The sequence below is a fragment of the Microlunatus endophyticus genome, assembly GCF_014646195.1.
Taxonomy (GTDB): Bacteria; Actinomycetota; Actinomycetes; order Propionibacteriales; family Propionibacteriaceae; genus Microlunatus; species Microlunatus endophyticus.
On sequence record NZ_BMMZ01000006.1, the window covers coordinates 122,944 to 135,314 of the forward strand.

Below are 12,371 nucleotides of genomic sequence, written 5' to 3' on the forward strand. Positions count from 1 at the left end.
GCTAGGCCCGGGATCGGTGGGCAGCGGCCTTCATCCGGTTCTGGCAGCGGGTGGAACAGAACCGCCGGCCGGAGTTGCGGGAGGTGTCGACGTAGACCCGGTCGCAGGGCCGAGCGGCACAGACTCCCAGCCGGCCGGCGAGATCCGATCCGATCGCCAGTGCGAGTCCGACCGCGATACCGGCGCCCCAGCCGACCGCCAGGCTCGGGTCATGACCGTGGAAGTGCAGTGTCCAACCGCCACCGGCCGCCTGGTCCAGCCGCGGGCTGGCTGCGGTCTCCTCCAGCAGCTCGTTGACGATGCCGACCGCCGCCGCCAGGTCGCCGTCGTTGGCAGCGACGAAGACCGTTCGGACCCGGGCGGCGAGCTCGGTGAGCTCGGTGACATCGTGCCGGGCCACCCGGGGGTGATAGTCGGGGCGCTCCAACAGCTCGCGAACCACCGCGGGCGTTGCGGCCTCCGAGCCCGCCGGGGTAACGCCGTCATACCCGGGTGTCAGGGTGTTGACGAGACGACACGCAACCTCGGTGACCACGGTGACGTGACTGTCGAAGTGTATTTGACCAGTCACGACTGGCGGCTCTACTGTTGCGCGCATGACTGCCATTCTGCCATTCACCAGTCATCAGCGCGGGAGCTGGCCGCGTCCGCTGCTGGTGTTGGTGATCGCCAGGGCGGTCAACCAGCTCGGCGCCTTCGCAATGTCGTTCCTGACCGTGACCCTGGTCGACACCTACGGCGCATCCTTGGCCACGGCCGGGCAGGTGGTCGCGATCTTCGGTCTCGCCACGATCCCGTCCCGGTTGATCGGCGGTCGGCTTGCCGATCATCTCGGCCGTAAGCAGACGATCATGATCGGCCTCTGCGGTTGCGCCATCGGGCTGTTGATCATCGCCGGGTCCTCGGGCATCGCCGGAGCCGCCGTCGGTGCAGTGCTGCTCGGACTGTTCTTCGAGATCTACGAACCACCCAGTCAGGCGTTGCTGGCGGAACTGGTGCCGGCCCGGCGGCGGCCGCAGGCCTTCGGCCTGCTCGGCGCAGCACTGGCGACAGCCGCGGTTGCCGCAGGAGCACTGGCGGCACTGCTCGGCAGCCTCGGTCTACGCTGGCTGTTCGTCGCCGATGCGGCAACCTGCCTGGGCTCGGCCGCGCTGGTCCTGGCCTGGGTCCGCGCCCCTCGCCCGGTCCCGAGGCAGGCCCGGCCAGGCGGCAGCCCGTGGCGGGACCGGCGGTTGTTGATCATGCTCGCGGTCTGCACCGGGTTCGCCCTGACCTGGACCATCGGGGTCACCGCACTGCCGCTGACCGTCGCGGCGCGTGGGTTCGATCCGTCCCGCACGGGTTGGCTGCTGGCCGTAGGAGCGCTGGTGACCATCGGCGGCCAGCGCTTGTTGCGCAGAGCCGACGCCCGCCCGTTCACGCTGATGGCGATCGGACTTGCGCTGGTTGCCACCGGGTTCGTGGTGTACGCCACCGCGTCCGACTATCCGCTCCTGGCGGTCGGCGCGGCAACGGTCGCCTTCGGCCAGGTCTTTCTGCTCGGCCCGCCGTACGCCGTCGCAGCCGGCCTGGCCGACAACAGCTCGCGGGCCGGCTATCTCGCCGTCTTCGGCACCGGCTGGGGCATCGCGCAGACCGTCGGACCGATCGCCGCAACCCGATTGCTGACAGCGGGTGTCACCGTGATGTGGCTCAGCGCATCAGCGGTGTGTCTTGCGGTCGCACTGCTACTGCCGCTCGCCGCACGCGGCGTTCTCGGCCGGCGCCCTCGCGACACGCCGCAAATATCAGGGAATTAGTGACCCCTCGGCATTCAGTTGCTGTCGCCGCGGACGAGCGCGCCGAGCAGATCGCGGTTGAGCCGGGAGATCGTCTCCAGCGGGATCTCCTTGGGGCAGACCGCGGCGCACTCACCGATGTTGGTGCAACCGCCGAAGCCCTCCTCATCATGTTGGGCGACCATCCCGAGCACCCGGGAATCGCGCTCCGGCTGGCCCTGCGGCAGCAGCCCGAGGTGGGTGATCTTGGCGGCGGTGAAGAGCATCGCGGAGCCGTTCGGGCAGGCGGCGACGCAGGCGCCACAACCGATGCAGGTGGCCGCGTCGAACGCTTTGTCCGCAGCGTTCTTGGGCACCGGCGCCGCATGGGCGTCCGGAGCGGCACCGGTCGGCGCGGTGATGTAGCCACCGGCCTGGATGATCCGGTCGAAGGCGCTGCGGTCGACGATCAGGTCCTTCAGGATCGGGAAGCCCTCGGCCCGCCACGGCTCGATGTCGATCTCGTCGCCGTCCTTGAAGGATCGCATGTGCAGCTGGCAGGTGGTGGTCTGCACCGGACCGTGGGCCTCGCCGTTGATCACGACACCGCACATGCCGCAGATGCCTTCGCGGCAGTCGCTGTCGAAGGCGATCGGGTCCTGGCCCTCGTGGGTGAGCCGCTCGTTGAGGACGTCCAGCATCTCGAGGAAGGACATGTCCTCGCTGACCTGATCGACCTCATAGCTGACCATCCGGCCGTCGGCCTGCGAATTCGGCTGCCGCCAGACGCGTACGGTGATCTTCACTTGTAGCTCCGTTGATCTCTGATCACTTGTAACTTCTCTGCTTCAACTCGATGAACTTGTAGGTCAGATCTTCCTTGTGCAGAACGGGTTTCCCGACGTCGCCGGGCTGATCCGTGCCGCCGAACTGCCACGCCGCGACATAGGCGTATTCGTCGTCGTGCCGCAGCGCCTCGCCGTCCTCGGTCTGGCTCTCCGACCGGAAATGGCCACCGCAGGACTCACGCCGGTGCAGCGCGTCGATGCACATCAGCTCGCCCAGTTCGAGGAAGTCGGCGACCCGGCCGGCCCGTTCCAAAGCCTGGTTGAGTTCTTCGTTGGTGCCCAGCACCTTGACGTTGGTCCAGAACTCGGTCCGCAACTCCCGGATCAGGCCGATCGCCTTGCGCAGGCCCTCCTCGTTGCGCTCCATCCCGCAGTACTCCCACATGATGTGGCCGAGTTCCTTGTGGATCGAGTCGACCGTCCGCTCACCGTTGATCGACAACAGGTGATCGATCCGGGATTGCACCGCCTGCTTGGCCTCGACCGCCGCCGGGTGGCTCTCGTCCAGAGCATCGAACGGGCCGTCGGCGAGATAGTCGCCGATGGTGTTCGGCAGTACGAAGTAGCCGTCGGCCAGGCCCTGCATCAGTGCGCTCGCTCCCAGCCGGTTGGCACCATGATCGGAGAAGTTGGCCTCGCCGGTCACGTACAAGCCGGGGATGTTGGACTGCAGATCGTAATCGACCCACAAGCCGCCCATCACGTAGTGCACGGCCGGGTAGATCCGCATCGGCACCTGGTACGGCGACTCGCCGGTGATCCGCTCGTACATGTCGAAGAGGTTGCCGTACTTGGCGGCGATCTGGGCCTGGGTCATCCGCGACAGCGCGTCGGAGAAGTCGAGGTAGACGCCGCGGCGGAAGTCGCCGACCTTCGGGCCGACACCGCGCCCCTCATCGCAGACGTACTTGGCGGCCCGGGAGGCGATGTCACGGGGCACCAGGTTGCCGAAGGACGGGTAGATCCGCTCCAGGTAGTAGTCGCGATCCTCCTCGGCGATGTCGCGGGGATCCTTTTCGCAGTCCTCGATCCGCTTCGGGACCCAGATCCGGCCGTCGTTGCGCAGCGACTCGCTCATCAGGGTGAGCTTGGACTGGTAGTCGCCGGCCACCGGGATACAGGTCGGGTGGATCTGCGTGTAACAGGGATTGGCCATCAGGGCGCCCTTGCGGTGCGCCCGCCAGGCCGCAGTCACATTGGAGCCCATCGCGTTGGTGGACAGGTAGAAGACGTTGCCGTAACCGCCGCTGGCCAGCACCACGGCATCGGCGAAGTGGGTCTCGAGCTCGCCGGTGACCATGTTGCGGACGATCACCCCGCGGGCGCGGCCGTCGACGATCACCAGTTCCTGCATCTCGTGCCGGGTGTACATCGTCACAGTGCCGGCGGCGATCTGCCGCTCCAGGGCCTGGTAGGCACCCAGCAGCAACTGCTGCCCGGTCTGGCCGCGGGCGTAGAACGTCCGCGACACCTGGACGCCACCGAAGGAGCGGTTGTCCAGCAGCCCGCCGTATTCGCGGGCGAACGGCACGCCCTGGGCCACGCACTGGTCGATGATCTGGGTGCTGGTCTGGGCCAGCCGGTAGACGTTGTCCTCCCGGGACCGGTAGTCGCCACCCTTCACGGTGTCGTAGAAGAGCCGGTAGACCGAGTCGCCGTCGTTACGGTAATTCTTGGCCGCGTTGATGCCGCCCTGGGCGGCGATCGAGTGCGCCCGTCTCGGGCTGTCCTGATAGCAGAAGCTTTTGACGTGCATGCCCGATTCGCCGAGTGTGGCGGCCGCGGATGCGCCCGCCAAGCCGGTGCCGATGACGATCACGCTGAGCTTGCGGCGATTGGCGGGATTCACCAGTCGTGCGGAGAAGATCCGCTGCTGCCACTTGGCGTCGATCGGACCGTCCGGCGCCTTGGTGTCGGCGATCGCATCCCCCTCGACGTAGAGCGAGTCCGCGTCCACCCCCAGGGTCGGATCGGGGGTGGTCGGTGCCTGAGAGTCGGTCATAGGGTCAGCCTCCGCGTTTCTCAGTGGATCACGCCAACGACGATCGCCCACGGCACCAGCAGGAAGCCGATCGCGATCCCGAAGGACAGGATGTAAGCCAGGATGTTCAACCGTCGCCGCGCCTTCAGGCCGGTGTGGGCGCCGAGGGTGGTCAGCGCGCTCCAGACGCCGTGCCGCAGATGGAAGCCGACAGCGATCATGCCGAGGGTGTAGATCAGTACGACCCACCAGACCTTGAAGTTGTTCAGCAGCAACTGGTACGGGTCCGGGGTCGCGCCGCCCGGGTGGATCGTGCCCGCGGTCAGGTTGAGCAGGTGGAAGATCACGTACAGGCCGAGATAGACGCCGCCGATGCGGAGCGTGAAGGAGGCGTACGAGCGCTGGTTGCCGCGCCGGCCCTTGTTGGTCTGGTAGCGCCTGCCCGCCCCGGTCCGCGCCCGCCAGTCCCGTACGGTCAGGTGTGCGGCCGCGTAGATGTGGCCCAGCACCGCGATCAGCAGCACGACACCGATGATCCAGAGGAACCAGTTGTAGTGCAGGATCGGTACGCCGAACTGGTGCAGATGGGTGGCGTAGGCGTTGTAGACCTCGCGACCACCGAACGCCTGCAGGACCCCGTACACATGCAGGATCAGGAACAGCACCATGAACAGCCCGGTTACCGCCATCAGCGCCTTCAGCGCCACCGTCGACCGGCGGGCCCGCTGCAGGGGTGTCAGTACACGCGGAGCGGCTCCAGAATTCGGGGTCGTCGTCGCCACGCGGCCAACACTAGACCTGAGTCCTCACTGGCATTAAGCCAGGACCCGCCGATGTGGCGATAGTCATAGTCGATTCCGTCGGCCTCCTGCGGCTGCCGCGATGGCGCAGCCCCGGGTGCCCGTTCGAGGGGACGACCCCTCGACCCCCGGACCGGTCCGGTCAACATACTCCTTACGGCGTCGTTGCTCCGCGGGCTCCGCAACCTTGATTCGTCTGCTCCCTGCTGCTGCCGCGATCGGGCACCAGCAATCGCCAGTTCGAGGGGGACGACCCCCTCGACCCCCGGATCGGTTCCGTCCTCGAATCGGCTTCTGACGTCATTGCTTCGCACGCTCCGCAACGACCTCACTGCGCTCGCGGCGGGCGGCTGGTTCTCGTCGCGACTTCCGGCCGGTGAGGGCGAGGAGCCAGTCGAATGGTCACAAGGCGGCCATCAGGACGAGGATGATCATGATGGCTGAGGCGACCACGGCGCCGCCGTAGCAAAGGGCGCCGACCAGCGTGCGGCGTTTGATCTTGAGGCCGTCGTAGAGCAGGTAGCGCAGCCGATGCGCGCTGTGCACGATCAGGACGATGAAGCCGATGATCATCAGGATGATCGTGACCGGGTTGGTGATCACCGCGGACAGATGACCGAAATCGGGCTGCAGCCAGCCGAGCGGAATCGCGATCCCGAACAGGAAGGCGGCGACCGGGAGCAACACTGCCGCGATCATGCCACCCGCCGAGAATCCCAACCACACGAAGGGTTCGGCCGGTGGTCTGCGCCGGGTCGCCGACCGCCGCGAGGTTGCTGCCTTCCGCGCCGGAACCCGCAGCGGTGTCGGCTGCGAGGCGGGATGGGGAGCCGAATGAGACGTCATCGCAACACCAGCCAGAGAACGAGAACGGTGACGATCGCCAGGACGACGTACTCGCCGGTCACAACCGCCCGCGCCGGAACAGCACGACCGCGGACACGCAATGCCATTGCCTTGGGCGTCAGGAGGAACCAGGTCACCGTGTGCAGCGCGGCGAAGGCGAAGGCGAGTACGTTGATCACCACGACCCAGGCCTGACCGGCCCAGTCCATGAATCCGCGATAGGAGTCGGCGCCCCGTCCGACGGAGAAGACCATGATCACCAGGAAGGCCACCAGCCAGGCGATGAAGATGCTGCTCAACTCCCGCAGCACGAAGAGCAGATAGGTCGGCTTGCGCAGCCACCACCAGACCGACACCGGTCGTCGATAGGCGCGCGGCCGCGAGCGGCCCGGGGTCTGGACACTCATCGGCCACCCCTGGGCAGCAACACGGCGCGTACGGATTCCTGGGCAGCCTTGAGCTTGTAGCGCTGGATGGCCGAGGCCGGGTCGACATGTTTCGGACAGACCCGGGTGCACTCGCCGACGAAGGTGCAGCCCCACAGCCCTTCGCGTTCGATCAACACGTCGAGCCGCTCGCGGGCGCCCTGGTCGCGGGAGTCCAGGTTGTATCGCTCGGCCAGCGCGATCGCCGCCGGCCCGGTGAAGTCCGGGTCCAGGCCGTAGACCGGGCAGGCCGAGTAGCACAGCATGCAGTTGATGCAGGAGCTGAACTGGCTGTACGCGTCCAGCTCGGCCGGGGTCTGCAGGAACTCCCCCGCGTGCACGTCGACGTCACCGTCGTCGCGGATGATCCACGGTTTGACGGTCGGGAGCTTGTCCAGGAAGTCGGTGATGTCGACCACCAGATCCCTGATCACCGGGAAATTGGACAGCGGCTCGACCCGCACCGGTCCAGGCGCGAAATCGCTGAGGAACGTTCCGCACGACAGGCTCGGCCGACCGCCGACATTCATCCCGCAACTACCGCACACCCCCATCCGGCAGGACCAGCGGTAGGACAGGCTCGGGTCGAGGCTGTCCTTGACGTAGTTGAGGCCGTCCAGCACCGTCCAGTCCTTGCGCAACGGCACAACGTAGGACTGGGTGTGCGGCTCGGTGTCCCCGTCCGGCTCGTACCGGGTGACCTCGAGGGTGATGCTCTCCTCGGCGGCCCGTGCCGCTGCTTCCAAAGTCACGGCTACCTCCCGTAGACCCGCTCCCCCGGTTGCCATCGAGTGATGGTCACCGGCAGTTGTTCGGTCCGCAGCCCGCCGCCATCGTCGCGGTGCACGAGTTGGTGGACCAGGAATCGTGCGTCATCGCGCTTCGGGAAGTCGGTGCGCTGGTGTGCGCCCCGGGACTCCTCGCGCTGCCCCGCAGATATCAACATCGACTGCGCGATGTCGAGCATGTTGGCCAGTTCGAGTGCTGTGGTGAGCTCGGTGTTGAACGCCCGGCTGGCGTCGGCCACCCCGGCTTTGGCCATCCGTTGCTGCAACTCGGCCAGTTCACCGGCTCCGGTCGCGATATCTGGCCCGTTGCGGTAGATACCGGCGGCCGTCTCCATCGTGTGCTGCATCTGCTCGCGGATCTCCGGCACCCGCTCGCTGCCGTCGCGGCCGATCAGCTCGGTACGCAGCCGGCGTGCCTCATCGTCGGCCTGGGCCCGGATCGCGGCCTCCACGGTGCCGGGCCGGTCACCCACCGACCGCACGTACGCCGCAGCGGCCTTGCCGGCCCGCGCCCCGAAGACCAGCGTCTCCGGCAGCGAGTTCGAGCCGAGCCGGTTGGCACCGTTGATGCTGACGCAGGCGGTCTCGCCTGCGGCGTACAGACCCTCGATCGGGGTGGCGCCGTTGATGTCGGTGTGGACGCCGCCCATCATGTAATGCACCACCGGCCGGACCGGGATCAGTTCCTTGACCGGGTCGATCCGCTCGTACTTCAGGCAGAGCTCGCGAACGAACGGCAGTTTGGTGTCGATCAGCTTGGCGCCGAGATGCCGAAGATCAAGGTTGACGACCGCGCCGTACGGAGTGTCGATCGCCCTGCCCTTCTGGATCTCACCGTAGATCGCCTGGGACACCCGGTCCCTGGGCCCGAGTTCCATGCTGCGCAGCACCGGTGTCGGCGTCGGCTTGCCCAGGTCGTAGTCCTGCAAGAAGCGGTAGCCGTCCTTGTTGAGCAGCCAGCCGCCCTCGGCCCGGGCGGCCTCGGTGATCAGGATCCCGGTGAACGGCAACCCGGTCGGGTGGTACTGGACGAATTCCATGTCCTTCAGCGGCGCGCCGGCCCGCAGTGCCAGCGCCATGCCGTCGCCGGTGTTGATGTTGGCGTTGGTGGTGAAGGGGAAGACCTTGCCGCAGCCCCCGGTCGCCAGGATGACCGCCTTGGCGGTGATGGCGTGGATCTCCCCGGTCGCCAGCTCGACCGCGACAACGCCGTGTACGCGCCCGTCGTCGACCAGCAACTTGGTCACGAACCATTCGTCGTAGCGGCGCAGCGTCGAATACTTCAGCGAGGTCTGGAAGAGCGTGTGCAACAGGTGGAAGCCGGTCTTGTCGGCGGCGAACCAGGTGCGCATCTTCTTCATGCCGCCGAAGGCGCGGACCGCGATCTGGCCGTCGGGCTGCCGGCTCCACGGACATCCCCAGTGCTCCAGCTGCAACAACTCGTGCGGAGCCTCGTTGACGAACGCCTCGATCGCGTCCTGGTCGCCGAGCCAGTCGCTGCCGGAGATGGTGTCGTAGATGTGCTCCTCGATCGTGTCGTCCTCCGCGGCGACACCAGCGGCGCCGCCTTCGGCAGAGACGGTGTGGCTGCGCATCGGATAGACCTTGGAGACCATCGCGATGTCGAGATCAGGGCTGGACTGCGAAATCCCGATCGCAGCCCTCAGCCCGGCTGCACCACCGCCCACGATCAGCACGTCGTGGGCAGCAACCATCACGCCGTCGCTCACCGGGACACTCCGGGCCGGGCGGTCACACGTGAACATCGAGCACGTTGCAGGTACATCGTCGGACCCATCAACGCGGCTGTACCGAGCCCCTGAATCCAGCGGGCCCGAACGAACGTGTGCAGTCGCTATGCCATAGATATCGCGTTCGGGCCGGATTTGGGAAGGGGCTGGCGGGGATTCGGGGCGCGACCCTCGACCAAAGGTGCAGATCAATTCGCGACGGATCCCGTGTGCGCCCGAGCCGGTGATAATTCGCCCACCTCACGCTCAGGTCACGGTCACATCACCGCGCTCGGGGCGGCTTATAACACAACGGCTGTTACAGACGTGGCTGACGTGGCCGATGTTTCGTGATAAAAGTTCCATTAGCGCTGTCGATCGGGGCGACGGCCGGGTTTCTGCGGTGCGATGCACCCACGGAACCTCACAACTGCATCACAGCACCATCACGATCCGCCCAGCAAGAACACCCGTCGCCCCAGGTCCGGGCCCATCGCCCGCTCGCAGAAAGCACCTCGTTCGCCATGTCCAAGAACCCCGTGCACCGCGCTACCCGTCGAAAGGCCGCCGCCATCGGCGCGGCCGCCCTCTCCATCGGTGTGGTGTCGTCCATGCTCCCCCACGACGCGGGTGCCGCCCCGCTGAACCGGGACCCGTCGAGCTCCGCCGAGAACGCCGGAATCACCGCGTCGGGCGGTGGCTACGCCGGCTGGACCCTGCATGCGCAGGGCCCGGTACTGAAGGCGCGGATGAACGCCGCCGCCAGCACCGCGACGACCCCGTCCGGTGTGCCGGGCATCGACGTCTCCAGCTACCAGGGCAATGTCAACTGGTCGAGTTGGTACGGCAAGGGTGTCCGCTGGACCTACACCAAGGCGACCGAGGGAACCACCTACACCAACCCGTACTTCAGCCAGCAGTACACCGGCTCGTACCAGGTCGGGATGAAGCACGGTGCCTACCACTTCGCCCGGCCGGACAGCGGCACCGGGGCGGCCCAGGCCGACTACTTCGTCAAGCACGGCGGCGGCTGGTCGGCGGACGGCAAGACCCTGCCGGGCGCCTTGGACATCGAGGACAACTACACCGGCAAGGGAACCCGCTGCTGGGGCAACACGCCCGCCGAGAACGTCAGCTGGGTGAAGAGCTTCCTCACCGAGTACAAGAAGAAGACCGGCCGGGACGCGGTGATCTACACCAACATCTCGTTCTGGAAGGACTGCCTGGGCAACAGCAAGGCGTTCTCGGCCAACAACCCGTTCTGGCTGGCGTATTGGGGCAGCAGCCGACCGAGTTCCAGCAGCTATCCGGGCGGCTGGACCTATGACACCTTCTGGCAGTACTCCGGCAGCGGTTCGACCGATCTCGACGTCTTCAACGGCACGGCGAGCCGGCTGACCGTGCTGGCGACCGGCGACGACACCACCACCACGACCGCCCCGAGCAAGCCGGCCCCGAGCAAGCCCGCCGCGAACAAGGACACCGACGGCGACGGACTGACCGACGCCCAGGAAGCGAAGTACGGCACCAACCCGAAGAAGAAGGACACCGACGGCGACGGACTGTCCGACAAGGCGGAGATCACCGGGACCAAGATCCTGCATTACGGCGTGGTCAAGACCGATCCGCTCAAGAAGGACACCGACGGCGACGGACTCTCCGACAAGACCGAGATCACCGGTATCAAGATCAAGGGTTATGGCACCGTACGGCCCAACCCGCTGAAGAAGGACTCCGACGGCGACGGCCTGTCCGACTACACCGAGGTGAAGACCGGAATCCGGGTCTACACCAGCACCCGCTACACGACCTTCTCCTCGCCGAATGTCGCCGACACCGATCACGACGGGCTCAGTGATGCCAAGGAGCGTTCGCTGCACACCAGCCCCCGGCGCAAGGACACCGACGGCGACGGCCTGTCCGACAAGGCAGAGATCACCGGCATCAAGCTGCCGCGCTACGGGACGGTCAAGCCGAACCCGCTGAAGAAGGACTCCGACGGCGACGGCCTGTCCGACTACAAGGAACTGCACACCGCGGTCACGGTCCGGGTGAGCGGGAAGAAGGCGTACAAGGCCTACTCCTCACCTAATCGCAAGGACTCTGACAAGGACGGCGTGAGTGACGCGGCCGAACGCAAGGCCGGTACCGACCCCGTCAAGAAGGACACCGACAAGGACGGAGTCAGCGACAAGATGGACCGCTACCCCCTGAACCCGAAGAAGCACTGACCTACCGCCATCCCCAACCTGAGAGGTCCCGCAGTCGTATGAGTGCCCCGTTGCCCATCCGTACCGAACGTCGCAGCGCGAAGGTGCTGCGCAGGATCGCCCTCGGCGGCGCCAGCCTCGGGCTGGCGGCGACCCTCGCCGTCGCCGGGTCGGTGAATGCCCAGGCGAGCCCGCCGGGATTCAACCGGAATCCCGACGCCCAGGCCAAACAGGCAGGCATCTCGGCCGGCGGCGGTGGCTACGCCGGCTGGGCGATGAAGTCCCAGCTGTCCAAGTCGACGGCCTCCTCCATGCAGACGACCCCGATGGCGACCACGAGCACCACGGTCGACGGCATGGACGTGGCCAGCTACCAGGGCGATGTCGAGTGGCCGACGTGGTACTCCCGGGGAGTCCGGTTCGCCTATGTGAAGGCGACCGAGGGCACCTCGTACACCAATCCGTACTTCAACAGCCAGTACACCGGATCGGCGAAGGCCGGGATGATCCGCGGCGCGTACGCGTTCGGCCGCCCGGACGGTGCCAGCGGCGCAGCCCAGGCCAAGTACTTCATCGCCCACGGCGGCGGCTGGACCGCCGACGGCAAGACCCTGCCGGGCGCGCTGGACATGGAACAGAACTACACCGACAGCTCCAAGCCCTGCTACGGCAAGACGCCGGCCCAGATGCTGACCTGGATGAAGAGCTTCACCACCTACTACTGGTCGAAGCTGCACCGGCACATCCCGATCTACACCAACATCAGCTTCTGGAAGACCTGCGTCGGCAACACGACCCACTACGGGACTACGAATCCGCTGTGGATCGCCTACTACGGCAAGACCTTGCCGGCGATGCCCGGCGGCTGGAACTACGAGACCATCTGGCAGTACTCGGGATCCGGCGCGGCCGACCTCGACCGCTTCAGCTCCGGCCTCACCCAACTGAAGAAACTGGCCACCGCCAAGAACAGCTGAGCGCGGCCG

12 protein-coding genes are annotated in these 12,371 nt (G+C 66.7%); 4 read left to right on the forward strand and 8 right to left on the reverse strand.

Features of this window, described 5'->3' with window-relative positions; translation table 11 throughout:
* Position 1: 1 nt before the first annotated feature.
* Positions 2–598, reverse strand: a complete 597-nt coding sequence (locus IEY07_RS13370) for a CGNR zinc finger domain-containing protein (RefSeq protein WP_188895880.1) — start codon at positions 596–598, stop codon at positions 2–4.
* Between IEY07_RS13370 and IEY07_RS13375 the strand changes: the two genes are divergently transcribed.
* The gene (locus IEY07_RS13375) at positions 597–1,799 is read left to right on the forward strand and encodes an MFS transporter (RefSeq protein WP_188895881.1); all 1,203 of its coding nucleotides are present in this window, start codon (positions 597–599) and stop codon (positions 1,797–1,799) included. The genes IEY07_RS13370 and IEY07_RS13375 overlap by 2 nt on opposite strands.
* Before the next feature lie 14 nt (positions 1,800–1,813).
* Here the strand turns inward: IEY07_RS13375 and IEY07_RS13380 are convergent, their stop codons facing one another.
* The 4 genes from IEY07_RS13380 to IEY07_RS13395 form a co-directional block, all read right to left on the reverse strand.
* Complete coding sequence (locus IEY07_RS13380; protein WP_188895882.1) at positions 1,814–2,563, reverse strand: succinate dehydrogenase/fumarate reductase iron-sulfur subunit; 750 nt, start codon at positions 2,561–2,563, stop codon at positions 1,814–1,816.
* Between the two features lie 22 nt (positions 2,564–2,585).
* Entirely contained in the window at positions 2,586–4,607 is a 2,022-nt protein-coding gene (locus IEY07_RS13385) for a fumarate reductase/succinate dehydrogenase flavoprotein subunit (RefSeq protein ID WP_188895883.1), read from the reverse strand.
* A gap of 20 nt (positions 4,608–4,627) precedes the next feature.
* Complete coding sequence (locus tag IEY07_RS13390; protein ID WP_229670074.1) at positions 4,628–5,368, reverse strand: succinate dehydrogenase cytochrome b subunit; 741 nt, start codon at positions 5,366–5,368, stop codon at positions 4,628–4,630.
* A 420-nt stretch (positions 5,369–5,788) separates the two neighbouring features.
* Positions 5,789–6,085, reverse strand: a complete 297-nt coding sequence (locus IEY07_RS13395) for a succinate dehydrogenase/fumarate reductase transmembrane subunit (protein ID WP_229670075.1) — start codon at positions 6,083–6,085, stop codon at positions 5,789–5,791.
* On the opposite strand from IEY07_RS13395, the gene IEY07_RS24165 reads away from it, so the two are divergent.
* Positions 6,084–6,224: a hypothetical protein gene (locus IEY07_RS24165; RefSeq protein ID WP_229670076.1), complete on the forward strand. Its 141-nt coding sequence runs from the start codon at positions 6,084–6,086 to the stop codon at positions 6,222–6,224. The genes IEY07_RS13395 and IEY07_RS24165 overlap by 2 nt on opposite strands.
* 4 nt (positions 6,225–6,228) lie before the next feature.
* Here the strand turns inward: IEY07_RS24165 and IEY07_RS13400 are convergent, their stop codons facing one another.
* The 3 genes from IEY07_RS13400 to frdA are packed head-to-tail and all read right to left on the reverse strand — an operon-like array spanning position 6,229 to position 9,175.
* Positions 6,229–6,639 (reverse strand): fumarate reductase subunit C, encoded by a 411-nt coding sequence (locus tag IEY07_RS13400; RefSeq protein ID WP_188895885.1) that lies wholly within the window; start codon positions 6,637–6,639, stop codon positions 6,229–6,231.
* Complete coding sequence (locus tag IEY07_RS13405) at positions 6,636–7,409, reverse strand: succinate dehydrogenase/fumarate reductase iron-sulfur subunit (protein ID WP_373288849.1); 774 nt, start codon at positions 7,407–7,409, stop codon at positions 6,636–6,638. The genes IEY07_RS13400 and IEY07_RS13405 overlap by 4 nt, the downstream gene beginning before the upstream one ends.
* Before the next feature lie 2 nt (positions 7,410–7,411).
* A complete protein-coding gene (frdA, locus tag IEY07_RS13410) occupies positions 7,412–9,175 on the reverse strand; it encodes a fumarate reductase (quinol) flavoprotein subunit (protein WP_229670077.1) in 1,764 nt (587 codons plus the stop codon).
* Positions 9,176–9,699: 524 nt separating this feature from the next.
* Here frdA and IEY07_RS13415 point away from each other — a divergent pair.
* Both IEY07_RS13415 and IEY07_RS13420 read left to right on the forward strand, forming a co-directional pair.
* Positions 9,700–11,406, forward strand: a complete 1,707-nt coding sequence (locus IEY07_RS13415; RefSeq protein WP_229670078.1) for a GH25 family lysozyme — start codon at positions 9,700–9,702, stop codon at positions 11,404–11,406.
* A 50-nt stretch (positions 11,407–11,456) separates the two neighbouring features.
* Positions 11,457–12,362 carry a GH25 family lysozyme gene (locus IEY07_RS13420; protein WP_188895887.1) on the forward strand — a complete coding sequence of 302 codons (906 nt, stop codon included), beginning with the start codon at positions 11,457–11,459 and terminating at the stop codon, positions 12,360–12,362.
* Positions 12,363–12,371: the final 9 nt, after the last annotated feature.